Source organism: uncultured Moraxella sp., from assembly GCF_945873075.1.
Classification (GTDB): Bacteria; Pseudomonadota; Gammaproteobacteria; order Pseudomonadales; family Moraxellaceae; genus Moraxella.
This window is the reverse complement of record NZ_CAMCBS010000009.1, coordinates 36,709-62,949: the sequence shown is the minus strand read 5'-3', so window position 1 is coordinate 62,949 and position 26,241 is coordinate 36,709. Positions and strand designations below refer to the sequence as shown.

Genomic DNA, 26,241 nt, shown 5'->3' with positions numbered 1-26,241 from the left:
CTAAGGGTAAATAGTAATGGCAAGATTAAAATCTTTATACAATGACAAGCTAAAGCAGCAAATCAAAGAAGAGCTTGGCTTAGAAAATGTCATGCAAGTGCCAAAAATCACTAAAATCACTCTAAACATGGGTGTTGGTGGTGCAGCACAAGATAAAAAATTACTAGAAGGTGCTTTGACAGACATGACCGCTATCGCTGGTCAAAAACCTGTTGTTACCAAAGCACGCAAATCAGTTGCAGGCTTCAAAATTCGTGAAGAATGGCCAATTGGCTGTAAAGTTACTTTGCGTGGCGATCAAATGTACGAATTCCTAGATCGTCTAATTGCCATTGCAATTCCTCGTATTCGTGACTTCCGTGGTTTTTCAGCAAAAGCATTTGATGGTCGTGGCAACTACTCGCTAGGCATCAAAGAGCAAATCGTTTTCCCTGAAGTAGACTTTGATAAAATCGACCGTATCCGTGGTTTGGATGTAACTATCACAACTACCGCAGCAAACGATGATCAAGGTCGTGCATTGCTAAAAGCATTCGGCTTCCCATTTAGATAAGGTAAAACGTTATGGCCAAAAAGAGCATGATCAATCGCGAACTAAAACGCGAAAAAACCGTCGCTAAGTATGCCGAAAAGCGTGCTAAGCTAAAAGCTATCATCAGTGATGTAAATGCAAGCGAAGAAGAGCGTCTAGATGCAATGCTAGCACTACAAGCTCTACCACGTAACGCATCACCTGTGCGTCTACGCAATCGTTGTGGTGTAACTGGTCGTCCACACGGCTATTTCCGCAAATTTGGTCTATCTCGCAACATGTTGCGTCTATATGTAATGCAAGGCGATGTGCCTGGCGTTCGTAAAGCTAGCTGGTAAGGAGTTAAGCTATGAGTATGCAAGATCCAGTTGCTGATATGTTAACTCGCATTCGCAACGCACAATCACGAAACAAACCATCTGTACAGATGCCAGCTTCAAAACTTCGTAAATCAATCGCTGATCTACTAGTTGCTGAAGGCTATCTGACTTCTGCAGAAGTAAGCGAAGTGGAAAACGGTAAAAAAGTTCTAACCATCGAACTTAAATACTACCAAGGCAAAGGCGTTATCGAGCAATTGAAGCGTTTCAGCCGTCCAGGTCTTCGTCAATATCGTGGTAAAGATGAGCTACCAAGCGTCAAAAAAGGTCTTGGTGTTGCTATCATCTCTACCAGCAAAGGCATCATGAGTGATCGTGCTGCTCGCGCTGCAGGTATCGGTGGTGAGGTTATTGCACTAGTTGCATAATCCCTAAGCGTGATGCTTACAAAATTATTACACTTAAGGTTTACTCTTAAGCGTAAATATGTTAAACTAGCAGGCTTTAATGCCTGTTAGTTTTTTTGTGACTACCAATTTCTGGTAGTTTAATTTTCATTTGAAGGAAATTCCTATGTCTCGTGTGGCTAAAGCCCCAGTAACGCTACCAGCTGGTACAAGCGTTACTTTGAACGATCGGCAGGTTGAGGTCAAAGGCAAAAACGGTACTCTGTCTTTGAGCCTGCATGAATTGGTCGAGCTAAAACAAGAAGAAGGTGTCGTAACACTATCTCCAGTTGCTGACACTAAAGAAGCGTGGATGCACACTGGTACAGTGCGTGCACTTCTTAACAACATGGTTAAAGGTGTTAGCGAAGGTTTCGAACGCCGCCTACAGTTGATCGGCGTTGGTTATCGTGCACAAGTTGCAGGTAACAAAGTTAACCTAAGCTTAGGCTTCTCTCACCCAATCGAATACACCCTTCCAGAAGGCGTTAGCGCAGAAAGCCCAAGCCAAACTGAAATCGTTCTAAAATCAAGCGATAAGCAAAAACTTGGCCAAGCTGCTGCTAAAATTCGTAGCTTCCGTCCACCAGAGCCTTATAAAGGTAAAGGTGTTCGCTATAGCGATGAAGTTGTTCTTCGTAAAGAAGCTAAGAAAAAGTAAAGGTGGGTAATCATGTTTGATAAAAAATCAGCACGCCTACGTCGTGCCAAAAAAACCCGTGCTCATATCCGTCATCTTGGTGTTAACCGTTTGACTGTTAACCGCACACCACGCCATATCTATGCTCAAATCATCTCGCCAACTGGCGGTGTTGTTGTTGCTCAAGCTTCAACTTTGGATGCAAGCCTACGTTCAGGTTCAACTGGCAACGTTGAAGCGGCTAAAGCTGTTGGTGCTCTAATTGCTGAGCGTGCAAAAGCTGCTGGCATTACCAAAGTTGCATTCGATCGTAGTGGTTTTAAATATCATGGCCGCGTAAAAGCTTTGGCTGACGCTGCTCGCGAGAACGGATTGGAGTTTTAATCATGGCAAAAGTAGAACAAACTGAAGGTTTGGTTGAGAAATTGGTTGCCGTTGATCGCGTTGCAAAAGTGGTCAAAGGTGGTCGTATCTTCTCTTTCACAGCACTAACTGTTGTTGGTGATGGCAATGGTCGCGTTGGTTTTGGTCGTGGTAAAGCACGTGAAGTGCCTGCTGCTATCCAAAAAGCACTAGAAGCTGCTAAACGCAATATGATCACTGTTGATCTTGATGGCACAACCATCCAACACCCAATCAACGCTCGTCATGGTGCTTCAAAAGTATATATGCAACCTGCATCAGAAGGTACCGGCGTTATTGCTGGTGGTGCAATGCGTGCTGTACTTGAAGTTGCTGGCGTTCAAAACGTATTGGCAAAATGCTATGGCTCAACCAATGCAGCAAATGTTGTACAAGCAACATTCAAAGGTCTGCGTGATATGACTTCACCAGAGCAAATCGCTGCTAAGCGCGGTAAAACTGTTGAAGAAATTTTGGGCTAAGAAATAGGTGAGTTACGATGAAAAAAATGAAAGTTACTCAAGTAAAGTCGAGCGCCCATCGTTTGGCAAGCCACAAAGCTTGTCTTAAAGGTTTGGGACTGCGTCGCATTGGTCATACTGTAGAAGTGGAAGATACTCCTTCAACTCGTGGTATGGTAAATCGTGTGATCTACATGGTTAAAGTGGAGGAAGCGTAATGGGTCTTAAGCTTAATGAACTATCACCAGCACTAGGTGCTAAGAAAAAAGCACTTCGTCGTGGTCGTGGTATCGGTTCTGGTATTGGTAAGACTGGTGGCCGCGGTATCAAAGGTCAAACTTCACGCTCAGGCTCTAGCATTCCTGCGGGTTTTGAAGGCGGTCAAATGCCAATCTACCGTCGTTTGCCAAAATTTGGTTTTACGTCAAAGATTGCTATGACAACTGCTGAAGTTCGTCTATCTGAGCTAAACAAAGTTGAAGGTGACGTAGTTACCGTTGAAACTTTGAAAGCTGCTAACATCATTCGTGGTGATATGAAGCGTGCACGCATCATCCTATCAGGTGAAGTAACTCGCGCATTGACCTTTAAAGGCGTAAAAGTTACTAAAGGTGCAAAACAAGCAATCGAAGCTGCTGGTGGCAGCGTCGAGGAGTAATCTATGTCTAAGCAATCATCGTCTCGCCGAGGCGTGCCTTTAAATCCACTGGCTTTCATTCGTAAATACGATGAGCTGTGGAATCGTATGCTTTTTTTGCTTGGGGCGTTGATTGTTTATCGTCTTGGTTCGCATATCCCTATTCCAGGTATGGATCCCAATGGTTTAGCTCAGTTCTTCCAACGCAATCAAAACACTTTCTTGGGCATGTTTAACATGTTCTCGGGAGGTGCATTGGAGCGCATGTCAATCATGGCATTGGGTATTATGCCTTACATTTCTGCATCGATTGTGGTGCAGATGATGTCTACCGTGATACCTTCGCTTGATGCGCTTAAAAAAGAAGGTGAAGCTGGTCGTCGCATTCTAAATAAGTATACTCGCCAAGGTACTTTAGCATTGGCGTTGGTTCAGGCGATTGGCATGTGCACAGGTTTGATTGCTGGTGGTCTGACCATTACATCGGGGCTTGGATTTTATATCCCTGCTGTCGCTTCTTTAGTGGCAGGTTCAATGTTCTTGATGTGGTTGGGTGAGCAAATCACTGAACGAGGTGTTGGCAATGGTATTTCCATGCTGATTTTTGCCAGCATCATTGCTTCAGCGCCAAGCATGATTTCACAGGCTCTAAGTCAAGACATGAATATGATTGTTATCTTGATTTTTGCCGCACTTGGCTTGGCTGTGGTTGCCGCAATTGTGTTTATTGAGCGTGCACAGCGTCGTGTGCCTGTAAATTATGCTCAAAAGCAGCAGCAAGGTCGTAAGGTCTATGCTCAGCAGCAATCACATTTGCCACTAAAGCTAAATATGGCTGGTGTCATTCCTGCAATTTTTGCAAGTTCGCTATTGCTTTTGCCTGCAAGTTTGGGACAATGGACTAGTGGTGTTGATAATCCGACCTTAACCCAAGAGGTTCTGCAAAACATCTCTTTGGTGTTGCAGCCGGGTCAGCCACTTTACTTGTTGCTTTTTGCATTGATGATCATCTTTTTCTGTTATTTTTATACAGCATTGATGTTTAATCCTGCAGAAGTTGCTGAGAATTTGAAGCGTAGTGGTGCCTATATTCCTGGTATCCGCCCAGGGATGCAAACCAAGCGATACCTAGATTTTGTTTTAAACCGACTCACCTTTATTGGTGCAATGTATATGACTGTCATTTGCTTAATGCCAATGATTATTCAGTTTTCATTCAATATACCAATCCCATTGGGTGGTTCTTCGCTATTGATTATGGTTGTTGTACTGATGGACTTTATTTCGCAGATTCAAGCACACTTGATGTCACATCAATACCATGATCAAGCGTTAATCAAATCATCGCATTAGTGATGAGCTTTAGGAGCATGACATGAAAGTTCAAGCATCTGTCAAAAAAATCTGTGGTAGCTGCAAAATTGTTCGTCGCAAAGGCAAAGTCCTTGTGATCTGCAGTGCGGAACCACGTCATAAACAACGTCAAGGTTAATTTTACAAATTAATACTTGATATTTGGTAGCGGATAATGTATTATCCGCTTCTTGCCATGCTATCATTTTTGATAGCGGTTAATACTTAGCAAATGCACTTGCATTTGTGCTAATGGAGAGAAATCAATGGCTCGTATTGCCGGTGTAAACATTCCGGACAACAAACATGCTGTGATTTCGCTAACTTACATTTTTGGTATCGGTCGTACCACTGCTAAGCAAATCCTTGCTAAAGTTGGTATCGCTGAAACTACCAAAATTGGTTCGTTAGATGATTCACAACTGGATGCTGTTCGTGCAGAAGTTGCAAACTACACAGTTGAAGGCGACCTTCGTCGTGAAGTTTCAATGAACATCAAGCGTTTGGTCGATTTGGGTTGCTACCGTGGTCTTCGCCATCGTCGTGGTCTGCCTGTAAATGGTCAACGTACTAAAACTAACGCGCGTACCCGTAAAGGTCCACGCAAAGCAATTAAAAAGTAACTAACTTAGGAAGCTAAAAGATGGCAAAAGACACTCGTAGCCGCAAAAAAGTGGCTCGTCGTTCGGTATCTGAAGGTATCGCCCACATTCATGCGTCTTTTAATAACACCATTGTAACGATTACTGATCGTCAAGGTAATGCATTGGCTTGGGCCACTTCTGGTGGACAAGGCTTCCGCGGTTCACGCAAATCTACACCATTTGCTGCACAGGTTGCAGCTGAAGTAGCTGGTAAAGCTGCTCAAGAAACATATGGTGTTAAGAATGTCGATGTCTTGGTTAAAGGTCCAGGACCAGGTCGTGAGTCTGCGGTTCGTGCATTAGGTGCATTGGGTTATAAAATTAACAGCATCAGCGATGTAACACCAATTCCACACAACGGCTGCCGCCCACCTAAGAAACGCCGCGTTTAAGGAGATAGACTTATGGCCCGTTATATTGGTCCAAAACTAAAACTATCACGTCGTGAAGGCACTGATCTTCAATTGAAATCAGGCGTTAAAGCTTACGATGTGAAGACTAAGAAAGCAGGTCGTGTACCTGGTCAGCATGGCAACAGCCAAAATAAAACTTCTGAATACGCATCACAGCTTCGCGAAAAGCAAAAAGTTAAGCGTATGTACGGCGTACTAGAGCGTCAGTTCTCTAACTACTATAAAGAAGCTGCTCGTCAGCGTGGTGCTACTGGTGAAAACCTACTAGTAACCCTTGAGCGTCGCCTTGACAACGTTGTATATCGCATGGGCTTTGGTGCTACTCGTGCAGAAGCGCGTCAGTTGGTTAGCCACCGTGCTATCTTGCTTAAAAAAGCAGGTCGTGATGAGTTTGTTCGTGTAAACATTCCATCAATTCAAGTTCAAGACGGTGATGTGATTGCTGTTCACGAAAAATCAAAAGAACAACTTCGTATCAAAAACGCAGTTGAACTTGCGACTCAGCGTGGCATTCCAGCATGGTTGGAAGTTGATCACAGCAAACTACAAGGTACTTTCAAATCTGCGCCAGAGCGTAGCGAATTGCCTGCTGAAATCAACGAACACTTGATTGTTGAGCTATATTCTAAATAATCCGAATTAAATCGAGGTGACACTATGACAAATGCAACTGAGTTTCTAACACCGAGCGCGATTAACGTGGACACGGTTAATGAAACGACTGCAAAGGTCACGCTCGAGCCGTTAGAACGCGGTTTTGGGCATACCCTTGGTAATGCTCTTCGTCGCATTCTGCTTTCTTCATTGTCTGGTGCAGCGGTAGTTGAAGCTGAAATCGAAGGCGTAGATCATGAGTATTCTACCCTAGAAGGCTTGCAAGAAGACGTTTTGGATTTGCTATTAAATCTAAAATCGTTGGCAATTATCCTGCATGACCAGAATGAAGCTTATTTGACTTTGGATAAAAAGGGTGCAGGTGTTGTAACTGCTGCAGACCTAGAACTACCACATAATGTCGAAATCGCCAATCCAAACTTGGTGCTTGGTACATTGAGTGAGCGTGGCCATCTGAAGATGCGCCTGCGTGTGGTGACTGGTCGTGGTTATGAGCCTGCAAATCAGCGTCGTGAAGATGCAAATTCGAAGGTGATTGGTCGTCTAAAACTTGACGCTAGCTTTAGTCCGATTTTGCGTGTTGCTTATGATGTTGAGAATGCTCGTGTTGAACAGCGTACCGACCTTGATAAGCTAATTATCGAGCTTGAAACGAACGGCACGATCGACCCAGAAGAAGCTATTCGCAAAGCTGCGACTATTCTACAACAGCAAATCGCTATCTTTGTAGATCTAGAAGCAGAAGAAGCACCTGAGCCAATCAAAGAAAAAGAAGAGATTGATCCTGTACTACTTCGTCCAGTTGATGATCTTGAGCTAACGGTTCGTTCAGCAAACTGCTTGAAAGCTGAAAACATTTATTACATCGGTGATTTGGTACAGCGTTCAGAAACTGAACTGCTTAAGACACCAAATCTAGGTAAGAAATCATTGACCGAGATCAAAGATGTGTTGGCATCTAAGAATCTTGAACTTGGTATGCGTCTAGAAAACTGGCCGCCAAGTGATTTGCGTGTCGATGATCGTTTCTCTTATCGTAGCCGCTAATTTTAAGGATACTTGACCATGCGACATCGTAAAAGCGGAGTCAAGCTGGGTCGCACCAGCAGCCATCGTAAGGCTATGTTCCAGAACATGACTAACTCATTGTTCGAGCATGAGCTAATCAAAACCACTTTGCCAAAAGCAAAAGAGCTTCGCCGCGTTGCTGAGCCACTAATCACTTTGGCAAAAGAAGACAGCGTTGCAAATCGTCGTCTAGCATTCAGCCGTATGCGTAACAAAGATATGGTAGGTAAACTATTTGCTGAGCTTGGTCCACGCTACCAAACTCGTCCAGGTGGTTATCTGCGTATCATCAAGTGCGGTTTCCGTGATGGTGACAATGCACCTATGGCATATGTAGAGTTGGTTGACCGTCCATAATCAACCACACTGCTAAAAAACCCTGATTATTTAATCAGGGTTTTGTTTTATCTTTGATTTACTTTTCTTATTGTTAATCAATTTGTGCATCACCTTGTATAAGTACGGTGGCACTCTCATCGATAAGACTGACAAGCGTCGGTGTGCTTTGAGCAATTTCACCGGCATTGATATAGCCATCCACCAAATTTTCTACTGCCATTTCCACTTCATAGCTACTGTCATAATTAAGTGGCTCGCCATCGATGATGATGGGTAGGCTCACAAATGCTTCGCCAAGTTTATCAACCAATGCCTGTTCAATGGCTGTGGTGGCTTGTCGTACGGCGATGGTTTTGGTTTTGTCATGGATGAATTTTTTGGGTGTCAGCTTGGTAGGATTAAGGGCAAAATCAATGCCCGTGCCAAGCTTTGATTTCATGATGCGATGGGCAAAATTATCCATGTCAGCATAGTGGGTGATTTGGCTTAAGTTTTGGCAAATAAGCACAGCGTGCGGCATAGTTTGCCAATTGCCCATACGAGATGCTTGTGTATGGGCATCTTTGGCAGATAGGCTCATGGCAAGCTGATAGCCGTGCTGACTTGGATAGACGATCAGTTTGTCATTTTGCAGGGCATCAATGATTTGGTTGATGATGCGCTCTTGTGGGTTGTCGGGGTGTGGATAGTAGGTGTTCATGCAGTTTCCTAGTTGATGGATTGATAAAATGGCGTGTGCGTCAGTGTCAAAAACACCCACAACAGCCGTCTGGCATCTCTTGGCAGGGTGTGTGGCTCATTCAGATAATGCAGTGCTTTGGCATAGACATCTTGGGCAAAGGTGCTTTTGGATGTGTCAAAATCGGCATTGATATTGTCTTGCGAGACATAAAAATAACGCCCAAGTGCAAGGCTTAATAAGCACTCGATGGCTTGTGGGGTGATTTCAACTTGCTCAAAAATCGCCTGCGTCGTCTCATTGCGACCGTCTGCTTCGTACCAATAGCCAAAGTCATTCAGCGTGCGTCTGTGTCTGCCCGCCACGCACCAGTGGCTAATCTCATGTAGCGCACTTTGAAAAAATCCATGTGCAAACTCAATGCGTGCCACATCCTGCTCATCGGCAGGAAAATATTCAGGTTCGCCATCACCACGCACGAGCCGTGTCGGCATTTGCATCAGCTGTGCATTATTAAACAGGGTATCAAACAATCGGATAAGCCAATCGGTGAGTGCGACTTCGGCCTGCGTATCGTGCTTGATGGCTTGCCAAGTGTGATAAAAACTTTGCCAATCATCAGCGCTGATTTGGGCAAATAGATGCTCGGCATCAACAATCAAGGCGTTATTTTGGTGAAAAGCTTGCCATAGTGTATGAATACGATGGGCGTGCGTCGTATCGCTGGCTGCTGTACAGATGTCAATGTCGGGCGAGAGCTGATTAAAGTCAATCATGATTCATCAAAGGTCAAAAACTGTTATTATAATATCTTTGGCTGATTTTGTTTGAGAAATTTTACTTTTGAAATTGGCAAAAATATGCCATAATGCTAGCTTATCCCAAGATTTTGACGACCATGACACACACGCACAAACACCCCGATAATCAAACGCTACCAAACAATATCCTGCTTGAAAAATGGGCGGATATTGGCTTTCATTGGCAAGGTGAGATTGCCATTGATGAATTGCCACGCCTAAATGAGCAGATGGTGGGTGGCGACGCTTTGCAGGTGGTGTTTGATTTGGCAAAACAAGACGGCGTATTGTGGCTGGATTATCAAGTAACAGGCAGTGCCAATGTCGGCTGTCAGCGTTGTCTTGAGCCGTTTACGATTGATTTATCGGGCGAATATCGCTTGGCGTTATTGAGTGATGAGAGCGAAATCGGCTTGGTTGATGGCGCTGAATATGTGCTGATTGATGAGCTTGGTGAATCTGCTCGCCGATTGCTACCTGTCAAAGATTTGCTCGAAGATGAGCTGATTTTGGCATTGCCATTATCGCCACGCCACGCCGACTGTGAGATGCTGGTGGAGTCGGTCGGTGACGAAATCGAAGAAGAAATCCAAGAAAATCCCTTTGCAGCACTGGCAGCCTTAAAGGGTAAATTATCATAATATCAATCACTTAATGAGATTGAGTGTGATTGAAAATACAATTTGATGAAAAGTTTTGTAAATTTTTGCGATTAGGCTTTGAAATTTGCAAGATTTTTGCGTATAATACAGCGTTTATTGTGCATAGGTCTATGATGGACGGCGATTGATGCTTAATCGCATTGACACAAATTGACAAAGACGCACGAACCGTTTATTTCTTGATGGGCACAAACTGCCCACTGACTTAATTAGGAGCTATCATGGCAGTTCAACAAAACCGCAAGAGCCGCTCACGCCGTGACATGCGTCGTTCACACGACCATATCGCTATTGCTGAGCTAAGCATCGATTCTACTACTGGCGAAAAACACCTTCGCCACCACGCGACCAAAGACGGTTTCTACCGTGGTCGTCAGCTATTCAAGGTTAGCCAAGATAGCTAAGCATCACTGTGTGATGATGAAGCCAAGCCAACATTGCAAGTCAATGGGCTTGGTTTTTTATTTGGGTCGGAATAAGATTTTGTGAATTGTGCGGCCAGTTGATACATTTGGGTAAACAAATGTATTTTTTTGTGATAAAATTGGCAAAATATTTTTATTGAATTTTCCAATCAAGCCAAGCGTGTGTTGGCTAAATTTTACATAGGTGAATTATGACACAAGACATCACCACAGTTGCCAAGCGATTGGCGGTGGTTTTCCCTGGTCAAGGCTCGCAGACAGTCGGCATGATGAATGAGCTGGCTGAGACTTATGATGTGGTGCACAAGACGTTTGATGAAGCAAGCAGTGCGCTTGGCTTTGATTTGTGGGAAGTGACCCAAGATGACAGCCGTCTGAACAAGACCGAATTTACACAGCCTGCGTTATTGACCGCAAGCATTGCCATTTGGCGTATTGTTGAGCCGCTACTTGCCAAGCAGTCATTGAAGCCCCTGTATTTGGCAGGACATTCACTCGGTGAATATAGTGCGCTTGTGGCGTCAGGCGTGCTAAGCCTAGGCGATGCTGCCAAGCTTGTGCATGAGCGTGGCAAGCTGATGACTGAAGCGGTCAAGGGCATGGATACGCAGATGGCGGCTGTTTTGGGGCTTGAAGATGAACAAGTGGCAAGCCTATGCGAAGAAGTCAGCGGTAGCACAGGCATCGTCAATGCGGCGAATTTTAATAGCCCGGGGCAAGTCGTGGTCGCAGGCACAGAAGTGGGCGTGGCAGGTGTGCTATCGGCTGTTGAAGCACTTGGCAAAAAAGCCGTACCGCTCAAAGTCTCTGTGCCATCGCATTGTGAGCTGATGAATCCTGCTAGCGATGCATTGGCTGAACTACTAAACCAAACCGCCTTTGGTGAAGCCAAAATTGCCGTTATCCAAAACCGCCATGCCAAAGTGCATTCCGATGTAGCGGATATCAAGCTTGCTTTGACCGAACAGCTGTCTATGCCTGTCCAATGGTCAAAAACCATGCAAAAGCTTGCTGACCAAGAGATTGAGCTGATTATCGAATGTGGCCCGGGCAATGTATTATCCAACCTTGCCAAGCGTCAAGCTACCCCAATCACAGCATTGCCAACGGATAAATTGGCACGATTAGAAAAATTGGAGAATTTGGTATGAGTCGTAAAATTGTACTAGTAACGGGCGCAAGCCGTGGTATCGGTAAGGCAATTGCACAGCGTTTCGCCGACGAAGGGCATTTTGTCATCGGTACAGCCACGAGCGAAAAAGGCGCTGACGCCATCGCAGAATACTTGAGCGAATCAGGCGGTATCGGCCGTGTGCTGGATGTCTGCAGTGATGAAGATGTGGATAAACTGTTTGAAGAAATTGACAGTGTCTATGGCGGTATCAATGTGCTTGTCAATAACGCAGGCATCACTAAAGACGGTCTGTTGATGCGTATGAAAGATGAAGACTGGGCAAGTGTTATCGATACCAACCTAACTTCTATCTATCGCATGAGCCGTCGTGCGGTGCGTGGCATGATGAAAGCCCGTCATGGTCGTATCATCAATATCACATCAGTCGTCGGTCAAATGGGCAATGCAGGTCAAACCAACTATGCCGCCACCAAAGCAGGTGTCGAAGGCTTTAGCCGTGCGCTCGCTCGTGAAATCGGCTCTCGTGGCGTGACGGTGAACTGTGTTGCACCCGGCTTTGTGGAAACTGACATGACCGAAGAGCTGGATGAGCGCCTGCTCAACTCAATGCTAGATGCCGTGCCAATGGGTCGCATGGGTCAGCCAGAAGAAATCGCCGCAGCGGTGTCATTCCTAGCCAGTGATGATGCAAGCTATATTACGGGAGCGGTGCTAGCAGTTAATGGCGGTATGTACATGTAATCGTCTTGCTAATCGTGGCTATTGCGTCGTTAGACTCGCTCGATGTACTAAATGTACACCATCGCTCGTCTGCCTAGCACTAGCCCCGATTAGTGTGACGATGGATTGTGCTTATACACCTGCGTTCGCCTGCCTAGCACTAAACGCCAGCCACTTCGATAACCCGATTGCCTAAACCTAATATATTTGATAACCATTTGTTCCGTGTGTTTAGCGGTTGGTATGGCTTGGCAAACATTGATTGGACTTAAGCGATGATTGCTTAATGTCATAAATTAGTTAAAAGCATTGACAAAGTACAAGTTTGCCATTATCATTGAAAAAAGTGTACATATGTATTCATAAACGCTTGCACTTTTTGGGCAAATGTTTTATGATACGATTCAAGTTTCATATGAGCCAACTTTCAGCGTGGTGCTGATGGCTCTTTTATTCAAAGGAAATTACCCATGAGCGATATCGAAGCCAAAGTAAAAGACGCAGTAGCTGAGCAACTAGGTCTAAGCGTTGATGAAATCAAAAACGACGCATCATTTATGGATGACCTAGGCGCTGACTCACTAGACCTAGTTGAGCTAGTGATGGCATTTGAAAGCAGTTTTGGCATCACCATCCCTGATGAAGATTCTGCAGAACTGACCACAGTTCAAAAAGCAATCGACTATGTAACTGCAAAAGTTGCTTAATAGCGATTATATACTTGAAAAACCGTTGATATCATTATCAACGGTTTTTTGTTGAGTTACAATATCGCTTAGCTTGAGTGCTGATGCTACATAAATTAACACTTCTACTAATATTGCGGATGATTTCTGTTGGGATTGTGCTTTATGATGAAGGTATCCAATGAGTTATTAACAACAGTAGGAGAAAGTACATGGGTATTTTTAGTTTTGCCAAAGACATCGGCGATAAAATTTTTAATCGTGATAAATCAGCACAAACAACCGCACCAGTGGCGAATGAACCAGCCACAACTACACCAGCGACAAGCAGTGAACCAAGCGCACAGCAAATCGCCGAACTGCTATTGGCTCGTATCCAAGAACAAAATGTCAATATCGCAGGTCTAAAAGTGAATTATAACAGCGACAGTGACACCGTCACGCTATCAGGCACTGCTAAGACCCAAGAAGACCGTGAGCGTGCACGCCTAGCGGTGGGTAATGTGCAGTATGTCGAAACTGTCGTTGATGACATCGAAGTAGAAACGCCTGCTGAAGAATCACGCTTTTATACCGTTGTCAAAGGTGATACACTATCAAAAATCGCCAAAGAAATGTACGGCAATGCCAATGATTATATGAAAATCTTTGATGCCAACAAGCCAATGCTAAGCCATCCAGATAAGATTTATGTTGGTCAAGTATTGCGTATCCCTGCTTAATTTGGCACGATAAACGCTCAATCCCCAGGCCATGCGGTTTGGGGATTTTTATTTAAGCTCATCAATCGCCCAATAAATATGCTCATCAAGCATCGCATCCATGCCAAGCCGTGATTGCAGTGCGGTGATGGTGTCTATTTTGGTGGTGTCATCAGGCTGACTGTTGCCAAGAGCAATAGCGGTGTTACGCAGTAGATTGAGATAGCCTGTACGCCGAAGTGGTGAGCCTTCGGTCTTGGTCATAAACTTATCTTCATCCCACGCCCATACATCGAGCAGACGCACTTCATCAAGCCCATGTCGTGGTGCGTAATCAGTCACAGTGGCAATCTTGGCATAGCGATTCCACGGACAAATCAGCTGACAGTCATCACAGCCAAAGATGCGATTGCCGATGGCTTTGCGGTATTTGACATCGATACTGCCCTTGTGTTCAATCGTCAGATAAGAAATGCACGCTCCAGCATCGAGCGTGTGCGGTGCGATGATGGCTTGGGTCGGGCAAATGTCAATGCAAGCGGTACAGCTACCGCAGTGCACCTTGACAGGGTGGCTCTCGGTATCGCCCATCAAATCAAGGCTAATAAACAGCTCGCCCAAGTTAAAAAACGACCCTGCTTGGCGATTAATCAGCAAAGTGTGCTTGCCCGTCCAGCCAAGCCCTGCGGCATCAGCAATCGGGCGCTCAAAAATCGGCGCAGAATCGCTAAACGGCCGAAATACAAAGGGCTTATCAGCACCGATGGATAGGTGTGTCCAATTGGGCAGCTCCGATTCGATGGCACGAGCCAGTTTTTTGAGCTGTTGGCGGACGGTCTTATGATAATCTCGCCCCCGAGCGTAGCGCGCGATGATGGCATGATTGGGGCGTTCATTATCTTCGATGCGTCGTGGTGCAGGCAGGGTATGCAGATAATCCATGCGTACACTGATGATGGTCTTTGCGCCATCAACGAGCTTATGCGGATTGGCTCGCAGTTCGTGATTGTCGTGCATAAAATCCAGCGTGCCGTGCAGTCCTTGATTGAGCCATGCTTTGAGCGCTTGGGTTTGCTCGGCAAAGAGCGGATGATGTACGCTTAAGAATCCGCAATCAGCAAAGCCAAGCTCGTACGCCTTGGCACGAATCCAGTCCTTGACATCATCGACATCGGGCAAGGTGGTGCTGTCTATGCGTGATGGCTGTGATGGTGATGGTGGCGATGATGGCTTAGTCATGGCAGTACTGCGTGAGTGCATCACGGATTTGTGCTTGGCGTTCGCTGACTTGAGCGGGGCTTAGCTGTGTTTTGTTGCCTGATGCGTCAATCTCATGGATGACACCGCCAGCGTTTAGGGTGGTTAGATGTCCTTTGAGTTTTTGGCAGTCTTGTTGCATCTTGTCGCTTTTGGTGGCACTGTGTAGCACGCTGATGGCTTGATAGGGCTTGCCAATGGGCGGTGTTTGGCTATACACCATCTCGCCAAATTGCCCTGTATATTGATAAATAGGTGCAGCGATGGCTGTGGCAAAGATGCCTGACAACCAAGATGTGTGCAAAATCAGCCAAAATAATCGCTTGAGCATGGGTTTTATTTATCAAATCAAAAGGGCTATTTTATCATGCGTTCGGTGGCTTTATTATTTATTTTTTGTCATAAAATTGGATAGATAATAATTAAAATTTATCATACTTGACAAAAATGCGCCAATTTTTACAAAATTTAAAAAAGAACGCCAAAAATAGCAAAATACGCTTGGCAAGGGCGGATTTTTGGGGTAAGATATTCATATTGTTTTGATGACGCTTATAAACCATACTAAAAGTTATAAGCATTATCATGAGTCGGCGTAGCTATTTATCAGGTGCTGCGTTTGTGCGATTGGTGCCGTCGGATTACCGTTCGATGACGCAAGATTGTACATTGCAATAGGACTTATCGGTCTGCAAGACACAAGAAATTATTCCAATTCCTTTCTTGTTGGCATTGTCATGATGCCCTTGCTTTGAAGTCATCTTGTATTTGACAGTCCGTTACTGACCCACGCTACGCCATTTCGTCTGTATATTGCCGATATGATTGGCAAAAGGATGCAACTGATGACGCAAATTACCCAAAAAGATGCGACTGCACATTTTCACGAAGCCCAAGAACGCCTAGCCCGTGGTGAGACGGTGATGATGTCTGGTGGCGAGATGTTGGTTCAAGCCTTGATTGATGAAGGCGTTGAGTACATTTTTGGCTATCCAGGCGGTGCGGTACTGCACATTTATGATGCCCTTTTCAAACAAGATAAAATTGAGCATATCCTAGTTCGCCATGAGCAGGCGGCAGGTCATATGGCAGATGCCTATAGCCGTACCACCGGTAAGACAGGTGTGGTGCTCGCCACTTCAGGTCCAGGTGCGACCAATACCGTGACCGCCATTGCTACCGCTTATATGGATTCTATCCCGATGGTCATCCTAGCAGGTCAGGTACCGACCACGCTCATCGGTGATGATGCTTTCCAAGAGTGTGACATGGTGGGTATCTCTCGCCCAATCGTCAAGCACAGCTTCCAAGTACGCAGTGCCGAAGAAATCCCTGAAATCATCAAAAAAGCATTTTACATCGCAGGCTCAGGTCGTCCAGGCCCTGTCGTGGTCGATATTCCAAAAGATATGACCAACCCAAGCGATAAATTCGCTTATCATATGCCTGAATCGGTAGCGATGCGCTCATATCAACCGACACACAAAGGGCATGGCGGTCAAATCAAAAAAGCCATCGAAACCCTACTTTCTGCCAAGCGTCCAGTACTGTACTCAGGCGGCGGTGTGATTTTGGGTAATGCCAGTGATGAATTACGCCAATTAGCGGATATGCTTAAGCTGCCTGTCACCAATACCTTGATGGGTCTGGGTGCGTATCCAGGTTCAGGTGAGCAGTTCATCGGTATGCTGGGTATGCATGGCACTTATGAAGCCAACATGACCATGCACCATGCGGATGTGATTTTGGCGATTGGTGCACGCTTTGATGACCGTGTGACCAATAATGTCAAAAAATTCTGCCCAAATGCAACCGTCATCCATATCGATGTCGATCCTGCAAGCATCTCAAAGACCATCACAGCACACATTCCAATCGTCGGTGATGTCAAGCTTGTGCTGACTGAGATGTTATCACTGCTCAAAGAAACTGATAAGCGTATCGATGAGCACGCACTGAACGACTGGTGGCAACAAATCAACGAATGGCGTAAGCGTCACGGACTACACTATGATGCTGATGATATGGAAGCTGAAATCCACGCCATCAAGCCGCAGCACGTCGTTGAGACATTGTATAAGCTAACCAAAGGTCAAGCCATCATCACATCTGATGTCGGTCAGCACCAAATGTTCGCTGCACTGTACTATAAATATGATGAACCACGCCAATGGCTGAATTCAGGTGGCCTAGGCACGATGGGTGTCGGCTTGCCGTATGCAATGGCGGCCAAGCTTGCTCGTCCCGAAAAAACAGTCGTCTGTATCACGGGTGAAGGCTCGATTCAGATGAATATCCAAGAGCTGTCAACCTGCTTACAATACAATCTACCTGTAAAAATCCTAAACCTAAACAACGCTCAACTGGGCATGGTCAAGCAGTGGCAAGATATGCTATACGAAGCACGCCATGCACAGTCGTATATGAAGTCGTTGCCTGATTTTGTGAAGCTTGCCGAAAGCTATGGTCATGTGGGTGTCAAGATTACCAACCCTGCGACGATGGAACAAGAGCTGGCAGCGGCGCTAGCGATGGATGATAAGCTTGTATTTATCGATGTCTATGTCGATAAGAGTGAGCATGTCTATCCGATGCAAGTGGCAGGCCAGTCAATGCGTGATATGTGGCTATCAAAAGGGGAGCGCACCTAATGTCAAATCAAGTCCATAAACATCTGATTTCTGTATTGATGGAAAACGAAGCAGGGTCACTATCTCGTGTGGTTGGTCTGTTTTCACAGCGTGGCTACAACATTGATACGCTCAATGTCGCTGCAACCGACGATCCGACGATTTCTCGTCTGACGCTGACGACCATCACTACCAATGATAAGATTGAGCAAATCACCAAACAGCTACACAAGTTGATCGAAGTGGTCAAGGTGCAAAACCTGTCTGAAATTAGTGGCGGTAGTCAAATCGAGCGTGAGCTGATGCTGATCAAAGTGCGTGCTACAGGCTCGCACCGTGAAGAAGTCAAGCGTACGGCGGATATTTTCCGTGCCCAAATCGTCGATGTCACCCCAAATCTTTACACCATCTTGATCACCGGTGATGCCGGTAAGCTGGATGGCTTTATTGATGTCATCGGTCGTGATCGTATCCTAGAAGTGGTACGCTCAGGTGTGATTGGTATTGCTCGTGGTGAGAAGACTTTATCTTTATAAGATAAGGAGCAAATTGTGATTGTGGAATTGGCAAGCTTGCCACCTGTTGTGCAGGCATACATCAAAAATGAGCAACAAGTGCAAATGGTCATCAAAGATGGGCAGGTGCATATCAGCCCTTTGTCGCAACAATTACCGCAATCACAAGGATTAAAACCCAGAGTGGCAGGTCAATTGGCACATCTGAATACTCAAACCGATGATAGTGTGTGGTTTGAGCCGATGAGTGATGAAGAATTGGCTTGGTGGCGTGGCGATCATACTGATGAGTATGGGCTTAGTCAATGAACGGCTATTTGCTAGATACCCATGTATTGATTTGGTGGTGGCAAAATCCAAAGCAGTTATCTGAAGCTGTCCGTCAAACAATTGAAAATCCCCATAACCAAATTTTTGTCAGTGCGATAAATTTGTGGGAAATGAGTATTAAATACCACAAAGGCAAATTGCCAATTGCCAAGCTGATGATTGATGATTTTGAGCATTTGGCGATGAGTAATAGTTTTGATGTATTATCCATAACTACCGCTCATGCAAGATTGGCAGGTGAATTGCCACAAATACACGCTGATCCGTTTGATCGAATGTTGGTTGCCCAAGCCATCAGCGAAGGACTGACATTGATTAGTAAAGATGATAAAATTTATCAATTTGATGCAAAAATTCTTTGGTGAGTTTTATCAATGAATCGTTTGATTTTAACTTGTTGGTGTATTTATACTTTATACACCGTAAATATTTAACTTCACCCTGACTGGATTATCCAGTGTAATTATCAAGGAAACTCTTATGAGCCTAAATATCTATTATGACAAAGATTGTGATTTGTCGATCATCCAAAGCAAAAAAGTTGCCATCATTGGCTACGGTTCTCAAGGTCATGCACACGCATTGAACCTAAAAGATTCAGGCGTTGATGTGACTGTTGGTCTGCGTGCTGGTTCTGCTTCTTGGAAAAAAGCTGAAAATGCTGGTCTAAAAGTCGCTGAAACTGCGGATGCGGTTGCTGGTGCGGATGTGGTGATGATTTTGACCCCAGACGAATTCCAACGCCAACTTTACCGCGATGTCATCGAGCCAAACATCAAACAAGGCGCAACTTTGGCATTTGCCCACGGCTTTGCGATCCACTACAACCAAGTTGAGCCACGCGCCGATCTTGATGTCATCATGGTTGCACCAAAAGCACCGGGTCACACTGTACGCTCTGAGTTCACCAAAGGTGGCGGTATCCCTGATCTAATCGCTGTATGGCGTGATGCGTCAGGCTCAGCTAAGCAGCTTGCGCTATCTTATGCAGCAGGCGTGGGCGGTGGCCGTTCTGGTATCATCGAAACCACTTTCAAAGACGAAACCGAAACTGACCTATTCGGTGAGCAAGCGGTTCTATGCGGTGGCGCAGTTGAGCTTGTGAAGATGGGCTTTGAGACCCTAGTTGAAGCAGGCTATGCACCAGAGATGGCATACTTTGAATGCTTGCACGAGCTTAAGCTAATCGTTGATTTGATGTACGAAGGCGGTATCGCTGACATGAACTACTCAATCAGTAACAACGCTGAGTACGGTGAGTATGTGACTGGCCCAGAAGTCATCAACGAAGAATCACGCAAAGCAATGCGTAACGCTCTAAAACGCATCCAAGACGGCGAATATGCCAAGATGTTCATCGCTGAAGGCATGACCAACTACCCATCAATGACCGCTCGTCGTCGCAACAACGCAGCGCACCCAATCGAAACTACTGGTGCTAAGCTGCGTGCGATGATGCCTTGGATTGGTGGCAACAAAATCATCGACAAAGAAAAGAACTAATTTCTCGGTTCTAATTTGTCCAAAACAGTCATCCTACAGGGTGGCTGTTTTTTTGCACCAAAAAACTTGCAAACTGATAAAGGTGATGCCATCATAGATATCAGCAGGCAGTTTTTGCTGTTTGATTGATTAACAACCCAAGGATAACCATGAAACATTATGACTATATCGCCATCGGTGGCGGTAGTGGCGGTATCGCATCCATCAACCGTGCAGCCAGCTATGGCAAAAAATGCGCCATCATCGAAGCCAAGCACATCGGCGGCACTTGCGTCAATATCGGCTGTGTCCCCAAAAAAGTAATGTGGTATGGGGCGCATATTGCTGATGCGATTCATAAATACGCACCTGATTATGGCTTTGATGTGACGGTGAATCGCTTTGATTTTCAAACTTTGATTGCCAATCGCCAAGCGTATATCGGGCGTATTCATCAGTCTTATCAAAATGTCTTTGCCAAAAATTCGGTGGATGTCATCACAGGCTTTGCCAAGTTGATTGACAAAAATACCATCGAAGTTGGTGGCGAGCGTATCACGGCTGAGCATATCTTGATTGCGACAGGTGGTCGCCCAAGCCGTCCTGATATCACAGGCGCTGAGCTTGGTATTGATTCGGATGGATTTTTTGAATTGACCGAATTGCCACAGCGTATCGCCATCGTCGGTGCAGGCTATATCGCTGTAGAGATGGCAGGTGTGGTCAATAGTCTTGGGGCAAAGACGCATCTGGTGGTGCGTGGTGATAAGCCGCTGCGTAAATTTGATGCTGATATCGTCGATGTACTGGTTGATGTGATGAAAAAAGATGGTATCGAGCTACACACCCAAGCCAATCCGCAATCACTGACCAAAAACGATGACGGTAGCATCACCATCATGATGGCGGATGGGGCAAGTCTTGTGGTGGACTGCGTGATTTGGGCGATTGGGCGTACGCCTGCCACCGATGGTATCGGGCTTGCAGAAGTTGGCGTAGCGATGAATGAGCGTGGGCAAATCATCGTCGATGAATACCAAAACACATCGGTCGATGGCATCTATGCAGTGGGTGATATCATCGCAGGCGGTATCGAGCTAACCCCTGTGGCGGTGGCGGCAGGTCGCCGTCTGTCTGAGCGACTGTTTAATAATAAACCGAACGAAAAACTGGATTATTCGCTCATACCGACGGTGATGTTTAGCCATCCGCCGATTGGTACGATTGGCATGAGTGAAGCGGACGCTCGGGCAAAATATGGCGATGATGCCATCAAGGTCTATCGCTCAAACTTCACGCCGATGTATAGTGCCATCACAGCACATCGTGAGCCTTGCCGTATGAAGCTAGTTTGTCTTGGTGATGATGAGAAAATCATCGGACTGCACGGCATTGGCTTTGGTGTCGATGAGATGATTCAAGGCTTTGGCGTGGCAATCAAGATGGGCGCAACCAAAGCAGATTTTGATAATACTGTCGCTATCCATCCAACAGGTGCAGAAGAGTTTGTAACCATGCGCTGATTGTCCGCTGTTAAGACTGCTGATATCAAATACGATAACAAGCACGACAATAAACAAAAGCCACGATATGTATAAATATCGTGGCTTTGTTGTCTGCTATCGGCGTGCTGTGTTATTGTGCTTTTTTGGCATCAAACATCAAGCGAGCAGTTTCAAGCACATAGGCTTCGCTCTCGGGCAGCTTAGGGCGTTCATTTTCTTTCATTGCACCACGCTCTTCACTGATGGCATCAAGACTGGCTTGATAAGTGGACCAATCAGTATAAGGTGCTTCGCCAGTGGCTTGACGGCGAGTATTTTCGGCCGCCAAGGTCTGATTTTCGATCGAAGTTAGCTTGGCGCGGCGTTTATCCAGGCTTACTTCGGCAGGTTTTTTGTCATCATCAAGCGCACGAATGTCATTGAGTTTATTTAAGAAAACAAACTGCGGATCTTTGGCTTGGCGAGCCTTTGACTGTGCTTGAAGTGTGTCAATCAGCGCCTTAGAATATTTGCCGGCTGCGACATAGTTGGTCGAGTCGATGGTATCCCAAGGCAGTGGATTCTTGTATTCTCGTTCGCCAAATTCTACGCCTTGATAGATATTGACAAGCTCGACATCAGGGACGACGCCTTTGTTCTGCGTACTGCCACCATTGATACGGTAGAATTTGTTTTGGGTGATGGTCATTGAACCAAGCGCTAGATCATCACGCTGTGCTTGGGCTGAGCCTTTGCCTGTGGTGGTACTACCGACGATAAGTCCGAGTCCATAATCTTGGATAGCGGCAGCAAAAATCTCACTGGCAGATGCCGAACCAAGATTGACAAGCACCGCCATATCGCCATTATACAGCTGCTTGCCACCATCGCCATCACGATACACTCGGACATTGCCACGGTTGTCACGGATCTGTACAAGCGGGCCTTCTTTGACAAAAAAGCCAAGCATCTTTGCCACTTCATCGAGCGAGCCGCCCGGGTTGTTACGCAAATCCACCACCAGGCCATCGATGCCTTGGGCGGTGAGGTCTTTTAGGGCTTTTTCGGTGTCATTGCTGACGCTGCGATATTGGCTGGCATCCAGCCCTTCTCGGCGAGCTTGGAAATTCAGATAAAATGATGGAATCTCAAGCACGCCCACACGCTTGGTGCCGCCTTCATATGGTATCTCGATCACTCGGTGCTGTACGCCCGACTCTTCTTGTTGAATGACATCACGGGTGAGCGTCACGGTGCGAGCTTGTGAATCGGGCGTGTTAGGCTGTTTGACCTTGACGGTGACATTCGTGCCACGCTTACCACGAATCAGCGCGACGATCTCACGAGTGGTATAGCCGACCGTATCGACCATCGGCTCACCATCTTGGGCGACGCCGATGATCAAATCATTGGCACGCACCTGTCCTGACTTGGCAGCAGGGCCACCATCGACTAGGCTGATGATGCGGATGTAGTCAGGATTTTTGCGGTCGGGACGGATAGAGACGCCAATACCTTCAAGCTGTAGGCTGCTTTGGATCTGCATATCTTGCGCTTGCACAGGGGCAAAGTAGTTACTGTGCGGATCATAAGTCAGCGTCGCCGAATCAAGGATGTATTCCATGATTTCATCATTTTTTAGGCGAGCTAATTGTTCTTGTTGGCGGTTTAGGCGATTTTGCAGAATCTCAGTTGGCGTGCGAGATTCTGCCTTGACCAAATCTTGACCACGAGACAGATCAGGATTATTCAAAAATGCTTGGTCTTTTGCCTTGTCATCTTCTTGGCTGATGGTCAAATTGATGAGTGAATAGGTCAGCTGATTTTGCCAATAAGTGCGCTGTTCGGCGGTGCTGGTAAAGCGTGGCGCATCTTCACGATCGATGACGATGCTTTGATCGGTGTTGAGATTGACGGGTTTTGCCAAAAATGCTTTGGCAAAGTCATAATACTCATTTGAGCGAGTGCGATAACGCTCAAAAATCTCAATGCCTGCGCTCAAATCGCCACGCAACAGACGCTGAGCGTAGTTATTGCCATATTTGGCGGTAAATTCGTCAATGTCGGACTGCAAAAATAGCGTACGGCTTGGATCAAGCTTATCAAAATACATTGCCAAAATCTTCTGGCTCATCTGTGCATCCATGCGAGCATCGACATAGTGCGCACGGTCGAGCAGTAGGGCAACTTGGCGCGCGGTGATGCGCTGAGCTGGTGTCGGCTCAAAGGCGGCTTGGTCAGCGGCGCTGGCAACTGTCACATAACTTTGGGCAAAAATAACGCCTGCAACCGCAGTGGCGATGCCTGAAAGCAAATATTGGCGTTTTGACATAAGATTATCCTAACTATTGTTATCAATGGGTCTGTCTATATTAGCACAATTTTCCCAAATATTTTTTGCATTCATGAGAGTTTTTGTAGATGGAATTGGGTGGTGGGTTACACTTGGGCAAGTTTTGGTGATTTTTGCAAGAATTAAGCAAGGCATGATGACAAGCCAAAGTGTCATAAGTCATTAGCTAAGGCAAGCTGGTAAGTAGTGGAAAATCGCCATCACGGATGATTCGGCAACAAATCAGCACTAAAAAATCTTGGCAATTCATGGCATAATAAGCTATTTATCCAACAAAATCACTTGAATAAGGCGAAAACTATGGCAACAGGCATTATCATGGCGGATGTGGCAGGCAAGGTGCTCGATGACAGCGATGTGGCATTACTTGCCAATCCTGAAGTGGGCGGGATGATTTTATTTGCACGCAATGTCGAAAGCCCTGAGCAGGTGCGTGCCTTGACCGATGCGATGCGTGCCGCCAATCCTGATGTGCTGATTGCGGTGGACCAAGAAGGCGGCCGTGTGGCACGGTTTCGCACAGGCTTTTCGCCATTGCCTGCGATGGGGCGACTGGGCGAGCTGTATGACATCGATGCTGATAAGGCGTGTCAGCTTGCTTATGACTGTGGCTATCTGATGGCGGCAGAAGTGCTGGCGGTGGGTGTGGATTTTAGCTTTGCGCCTGTACTTGATATTAATGGAGTCAGCCTAGTGATTGGTGATCGTGCGTTTCATGCCAAGCCTGATGCGATCGTGGCACTGTCGGCACGCTTTATGGATGGGATGAAAGATGCTGGCATGGCGACGACGGGCAAGCATTTCCCGGGGCATGGCTCGATTGCGCCTGATTCTCATGTGGCGGATGCCATTGATGAGCGCAGTTTTGATGAGATTTTTAATTTTGATACCCAAACCTTTGTCAAAACACTGGATAAGCTTGATGCTTTGATGCCGGCGCACGTGATTTTTAGTCAAGTGGATGATAAGCCTGCGGGGTTCTCAAGCGTGTGGATTCATGAGATTATCCGTGAGAAGCTTGGCTTTGATGGGGTGCTATTTTCGGATGATCTTAACATGAAAGCTGCTCATGTTGCAGGCGGGGTGGATGCTCGCGTGCGGGCGGCGATTGATGCTGGCTGTGATATGGCGCTCGTGTGCAATGATCGAGCAGGTGCGCTACTTGCCATCGAGACTGCCAAGCAGATGCAGACGCTACCGCATCAGCGTTTTGGGCGGATGAAAGGCAATATCCCTACATGGCTTGGCGATCTTGAGACGACTTGTCAGCAGTTTGCGTATTGGGCACACGCCAAAGCATCGGTACAGGCGGCGTTTTTTGCTGAAGTTACCACCCCTTGTGACACCAAAGATCCGACCAATTATACCGCTTAATGCGTATATCACATGAAGTATGACAATGTGATGCGATATTGACATACTTATCATGCAAATTTATGACAAACACCGAATAAGCCATTGGGATTTTTTGCAAATCGTGATGGCGTTCGGTGCTATACTAACTTGTCTATTCAACTCACCCATCGAACGGACAAATAGGGACACATTTGCATGACGATTGAGTTTATTGAAATTTATTCTGACATTGGCGCAGGCAAACACGGCACGACGCATGGCGTGGCGATGTTATCCGAGCATTGTGAAATGCATTATCCGAGTGCGCCTGTACACAAGATTTATGCCAAGCATGATAAGCTTGCGCCTGCTCATCCATCGGCGAAATATATCGAAACTCTGTTGCCGTTTTTTGAACAGACGCTCGTGCCGCAGGTGGGTGAGCGCCTACAGCAGATGGATGGTCAATCTTTTCCCGTCATCATCAGCGGTGATCATTCTAATGCCATTGGCAATTTGGCAGCGTTTATGAATCATCATCGTGATCAGCGTATCGGCGTGGTATGGATTGATGCGCACGCTGATTTACATTCGGCATTGACCACGCCATCGGGCAATATGCACGGGATGCCACTAGCGACAGCATTGAGACTCGATAACGTCGATTGCCAAATCAACACGCTTGATGAGACGGCGGCAGATTATTGGCATAAGCTGAAATCACTCTCAAGCCATGATGGTATCTTGCCAAGCGATGTGTTCTTTTTGGGATTGCGTAGCTTTGAGCCACCTGAAGCGCATTTGATTACAGAGCATCAGATGTTTGCTTATTCTGCCAAAGGCACGCCGATTGCCGGCGGCGATCGCCAATCACTGGATGTGATATTGGATGCGATGATTGACAAGCTTGCAGGACTAGATGCGGTTTATGTCAGTTTTGATGTCGATGCACTCGATGATACGCTGATTCCTGCCACAGGTACGCCTGAGCCTGATGGCTATCAAGCTGATGAAGTCAGACGGATTTTTGATCGTGTGTTGATGTTGGATAATGTCAAATTGTTTGAAATCACTGAGTTCAACCCAACGCTTGATGATGACAGCGACAAGCACCGCACCATCTTTGGACTACTTGATCATGCGTTGGCATTGATTCATCAGCGTAGCTAAGTGATTG

Annotated in this window: 34 protein-coding genes; 29 read left to right on the top strand and 5 right to left on the bottom strand. The window is 46.1% G+C overall.

All coding sequences use genetic code 11. From position 1 onward, the window contains the following. Nucleotides 1-16 precede the first annotated feature (16 nt). The 15 genes from rplE to rplQ all read left to right on the top strand — a co-directional run bounded on the left by rplE (nucleotide 17) and on the right by rplQ (nucleotide 7,888). Nucleotides 17-553 (top strand): 50S ribosomal protein L5, encoded by a 537-nt coding sequence (rplE, locus tag Q0N89_RS04720; protein ID WP_078254903.1) that lies wholly within the window; start codon nucleotides 17-19, stop codon nucleotides 551-553. Nucleotides 554-564: 11 nt separating this feature from the next. After that, entirely contained in the window at nucleotides 565-870 is a 306-nt protein-coding gene (gene rpsN, locus Q0N89_RS04715; RefSeq protein WP_078254902.1) for a 30S ribosomal protein S14, read from the top strand. A gap of 11 nt (nucleotides 871-881) precedes the next feature. Next, nucleotides 882-1,280: a 30S ribosomal protein S8 gene (rpsH, locus tag Q0N89_RS04710; protein WP_078254901.1), complete on the top strand. Its 399-nt coding sequence runs from the start codon at nucleotides 882-884 to the stop codon at nucleotides 1,278-1,280. A 145-nt stretch (nucleotides 1,281-1,425) separates the two neighbouring features. Further along, on the top strand, nucleotides 1,426-1,959 hold the full coding sequence (gene rplF, locus Q0N89_RS04705; RefSeq protein WP_078254900.1) for a 50S ribosomal protein L6: 534 nt from the start codon (nucleotides 1,426-1,428) through the stop codon (nucleotides 1,957-1,959). Nucleotides 1,960-1,971: 12 nt separating this feature from the next. After that, entirely contained in the window at nucleotides 1,972-2,322 is a 351-nt protein-coding gene (rplR, locus tag Q0N89_RS04700) for a 50S ribosomal protein L18 (protein ID WP_078254899.1), read from the top strand. Between the two features lie 2 nt (nucleotides 2,323-2,324). Further along, nucleotides 2,325-2,822 carry a 30S ribosomal protein S5 gene (rpsE, locus tag Q0N89_RS04695; protein WP_294033953.1) on the top strand — a complete coding sequence of 166 codons (498 nt, stop codon included), beginning with the start codon at nucleotides 2,325-2,327 and terminating at the stop codon, nucleotides 2,820-2,822. Between the two features lie 17 nt (nucleotides 2,823-2,839). Next, the gene (gene rpmD, locus Q0N89_RS04690) at nucleotides 2,840-3,019 is read left to right on the top strand and encodes a 50S ribosomal protein L30 (protein ID WP_049236829.1); all 180 of its coding nucleotides are present in this window, start codon (nucleotides 2,840-2,842) and stop codon (nucleotides 3,017-3,019) included. Then, nucleotides 3,019-3,459: a 50S ribosomal protein L15 gene (gene rplO / locus Q0N89_RS04685; protein WP_078254897.1), complete on the top strand. Its 441-nt coding sequence runs from the start codon at nucleotides 3,019-3,021 to the stop codon at nucleotides 3,457-3,459. Before rpmD ends, rplO begins: the two co-directional genes overlap by 1 nt. A 3-nt stretch (nucleotides 3,460-3,462) precedes the next feature. After that, the gene (gene secY / locus Q0N89_RS04680; protein ID WP_294033949.1) at nucleotides 3,463-4,791 is read left to right on the top strand and encodes a preprotein translocase subunit SecY; all 1,329 of its coding nucleotides are present in this window, start codon (nucleotides 3,463-3,465) and stop codon (nucleotides 4,789-4,791) included. A gap of 22 nt (nucleotides 4,792-4,813) precedes the next feature. Beyond that, entirely contained in the window at nucleotides 4,814-4,930 is a 117-nt protein-coding gene (rpmJ, locus tag Q0N89_RS04675) for a 50S ribosomal protein L36 (protein WP_049236838.1), read from the top strand. A gap of 127 nt (nucleotides 4,931-5,057) precedes the next feature. Beyond that, the gene (rpsM, locus tag Q0N89_RS04670) at nucleotides 5,058-5,414 is read left to right on the top strand and encodes a 30S ribosomal protein S13 (RefSeq protein WP_078254895.1); all 357 of its coding nucleotides are present in this window, start codon (nucleotides 5,058-5,060) and stop codon (nucleotides 5,412-5,414) included. Nucleotides 5,415-5,434: 20 nt separating this feature from the next. Next, nucleotides 5,435-5,827, top strand: coding sequence for a 30S ribosomal protein S11 (gene rpsK / locus Q0N89_RS04665; RefSeq protein ID WP_036364258.1), 393 nt, complete (start codon nucleotides 5,435-5,437; stop codon nucleotides 5,825-5,827). Nucleotides 5,828-5,839: 12 nt separating this feature from the next. Then, on the top strand, nucleotides 5,840-6,481 hold the full coding sequence (gene rpsD / locus Q0N89_RS04660) for a 30S ribosomal protein S4 (protein ID WP_078254894.1): 642 nt from the start codon (nucleotides 5,840-5,842) through the stop codon (nucleotides 6,479-6,481). Between the two features lie 24 nt (nucleotides 6,482-6,505). Next, nucleotides 6,506-7,510 (top strand): DNA-directed RNA polymerase subunit alpha, encoded by a 1,005-nt coding sequence (gene rpoA / locus Q0N89_RS04655; RefSeq protein ID WP_078254893.1) that lies wholly within the window; start codon nucleotides 6,506-6,508, stop codon nucleotides 7,508-7,510. A gap of 18 nt (nucleotides 7,511-7,528) precedes the next feature. Continuing rightward, nucleotides 7,529-7,888, top strand: coding sequence for a 50S ribosomal protein L17 (gene rplQ / locus Q0N89_RS04650; RefSeq protein ID WP_078254892.1), 360 nt, complete (start codon nucleotides 7,529-7,531; stop codon nucleotides 7,886-7,888). Nucleotides 7,889-7,961: 73 nt separating this feature from the next. On the opposite strand, the gene Q0N89_RS04645 is transcribed toward rplQ, so the two are convergent. Further along, nucleotides 7,962-8,570, bottom strand: a complete 609-nt coding sequence (locus Q0N89_RS04645; RefSeq protein WP_294033929.1) for a Sua5/YciO/YrdC/YwlC family protein — start codon at nucleotides 8,568-8,570, stop codon at nucleotides 7,962-7,964. Between the two features lie 8 nt (nucleotides 8,571-8,578). Beyond that, nucleotides 8,579-9,325: an elongation factor P hydroxylase gene (locus Q0N89_RS04640; protein ID WP_294033927.1), complete on the bottom strand. Its 747-nt coding sequence runs from the start codon at nucleotides 9,323-9,325 to the stop codon at nucleotides 8,579-8,581. A gap of 92 nt (nucleotides 9,326-9,417) precedes the next feature. Here Q0N89_RS04640 and Q0N89_RS04635 point away from each other — a divergent pair, with 92 nt between their 5' ends. The 6 genes from Q0N89_RS04635 (at nucleotide 9,418) to lysM (ending at nucleotide 13,699) form a co-directional block, all read left to right on the top strand. Beyond that, nucleotides 9,418-9,990, top strand: coding sequence for a YceD family protein (locus tag Q0N89_RS04635; protein ID WP_294033925.1), 573 nt, complete (start codon nucleotides 9,418-9,420; stop codon nucleotides 9,988-9,990). 242 nt (nucleotides 9,991-10,232) lie between these two features. Then, complete coding sequence (gene rpmF / locus Q0N89_RS04630) at nucleotides 10,233-10,415, top strand: 50S ribosomal protein L32 (RefSeq protein ID WP_003656952.1); 183 nt, start codon at nucleotides 10,233-10,235, stop codon at nucleotides 10,413-10,415. A 212-nt stretch (nucleotides 10,416-10,627) separates the two neighbouring features. Continuing rightward, on the top strand, nucleotides 10,628-11,587 hold the full coding sequence (gene fabD / locus Q0N89_RS04625; protein WP_294033862.1) for an ACP S-malonyltransferase: 960 nt from the start codon (nucleotides 10,628-10,630) through the stop codon (nucleotides 11,585-11,587). Then, nucleotides 11,584-12,312, top strand: coding sequence for a 3-oxoacyl-ACP reductase FabG (fabG, locus tag Q0N89_RS04620; RefSeq protein WP_078254888.1), 729 nt, complete (start codon nucleotides 11,584-11,586; stop codon nucleotides 12,310-12,312). Before fabD ends, fabG begins: the two co-directional genes overlap by 4 nt. A 449-nt stretch (nucleotides 12,313-12,761) precedes the next feature. Then, the gene (gene acpP, locus Q0N89_RS04615) at nucleotides 12,762-12,998 is read left to right on the top strand and encodes an acyl carrier protein (protein WP_078254886.1); all 237 of its coding nucleotides are present in this window, start codon (nucleotides 12,762-12,764) and stop codon (nucleotides 12,996-12,998) included. 191 nt (nucleotides 12,999-13,189) lie between these two features. Further along, complete coding sequence (lysM, locus tag Q0N89_RS04610; protein ID WP_294033858.1) at nucleotides 13,190-13,699, top strand: peptidoglycan-binding protein LysM; 510 nt, start codon at nucleotides 13,190-13,192, stop codon at nucleotides 13,697-13,699. A 48-nt stretch (nucleotides 13,700-13,747) separates the two neighbouring features. On the opposite strand, the gene queG is transcribed toward lysM, so the two are convergent. Together queG and Q0N89_RS04600 are read right to left on the bottom strand one after the other, a co-directional pair. Beyond that, nucleotides 13,748-14,917, bottom strand: a complete 1,170-nt coding sequence (gene queG / locus Q0N89_RS04605; protein ID WP_294033856.1) for a tRNA epoxyqueuosine(34) reductase QueG — start codon at nucleotides 14,915-14,917, stop codon at nucleotides 13,748-13,750. Next, nucleotides 14,910-15,266, bottom strand: coding sequence for a DUF4124 domain-containing protein (locus Q0N89_RS04600; RefSeq protein WP_294033854.1), 357 nt, complete (start codon nucleotides 15,264-15,266; stop codon nucleotides 14,910-14,912). Before Q0N89_RS04600 ends, queG begins: the two co-directional genes overlap by 8 nt. 592 nt (nucleotides 15,267-15,858) lie before the next feature. Here Q0N89_RS04600 and Q0N89_RS04595 point away from each other — a divergent pair. The 6 genes from Q0N89_RS04595 to gorA all read left to right on the top strand — a co-directional run bounded on the left by Q0N89_RS04595 (nucleotide 15,859) and on the right by gorA (nucleotide 21,415). Beyond that, nucleotides 15,859-17,586 (top strand): acetolactate synthase 3 large subunit, encoded by a 1,728-nt coding sequence (locus tag Q0N89_RS04595; RefSeq protein ID WP_294033994.1) that lies wholly within the window; start codon nucleotides 15,859-15,861, stop codon nucleotides 17,584-17,586. Next, nucleotides 17,586-18,101, top strand: a complete 516-nt coding sequence (gene ilvN, locus Q0N89_RS04590) for an acetolactate synthase small subunit (RefSeq protein WP_078254880.1) — start codon at nucleotides 17,586-17,588, stop codon at nucleotides 18,099-18,101. Before Q0N89_RS04595 ends, ilvN begins: the two co-directional genes overlap by 1 nt. A gap of 15 nt (nucleotides 18,102-18,116) precedes the next feature. Further along, entirely contained in the window at nucleotides 18,117-18,389 is a 273-nt protein-coding gene (locus tag Q0N89_RS04585) for a hypothetical protein (protein ID WP_294033851.1), read from the top strand. Continuing rightward, nucleotides 18,386-18,775 (top strand): type II toxin-antitoxin system VapC family toxin, encoded by a 390-nt coding sequence (locus Q0N89_RS04580; protein WP_294033849.1) that lies wholly within the window; start codon nucleotides 18,386-18,388, stop codon nucleotides 18,773-18,775. Before Q0N89_RS04585 ends, Q0N89_RS04580 begins: the two co-directional genes overlap by 4 nt. A 115-nt stretch (nucleotides 18,776-18,890) precedes the next feature. Further along, entirely contained in the window at nucleotides 18,891-19,913 is a 1,023-nt protein-coding gene (gene ilvC / locus Q0N89_RS04575; protein WP_294033847.1) for a ketol-acid reductoisomerase, read from the top strand. A gap of 149 nt (nucleotides 19,914-20,062) precedes the next feature. Beyond that, nucleotides 20,063-21,415 (top strand): glutathione-disulfide reductase, encoded by a 1,353-nt coding sequence (gene gorA, locus Q0N89_RS04570; RefSeq protein ID WP_294033845.1) that lies wholly within the window; start codon nucleotides 20,063-20,065, stop codon nucleotides 21,413-21,415. A gap of 112 nt (nucleotides 21,416-21,527) precedes the next feature. Here gorA and Q0N89_RS04565 read toward each other — a convergent pair whose 3' ends face one another. Further along, on the bottom strand, nucleotides 21,528-23,708 hold the full coding sequence (locus Q0N89_RS04565) for a carboxy terminal-processing peptidase (RefSeq protein ID WP_294033843.1): 2,181 nt from the start codon (nucleotides 23,706-23,708) through the stop codon (nucleotides 21,528-21,530). 321 nt (nucleotides 23,709-24,029) lie between these two features. Here Q0N89_RS04565 and nagZ point away from each other — a divergent pair, with 321 nt between their 5' ends. Continuing rightward, complete coding sequence (gene nagZ, locus Q0N89_RS04560; RefSeq protein WP_294033841.1) at nucleotides 24,030-25,103, top strand: beta-N-acetylhexosaminidase; 1,074 nt, start codon at nucleotides 24,030-24,032, stop codon at nucleotides 25,101-25,103. A gap of 177 nt (nucleotides 25,104-25,280) precedes the next feature. Continuing rightward, a complete protein-coding gene (locus tag Q0N89_RS04555) occupies nucleotides 25,281-26,234 on the top strand; it encodes an arginase family protein (RefSeq protein WP_294033839.1) in 954 nt (317 codons plus the stop codon). The last annotated feature ends 7 nt before the right edge of the window (nucleotides 26,235-26,241 follow it).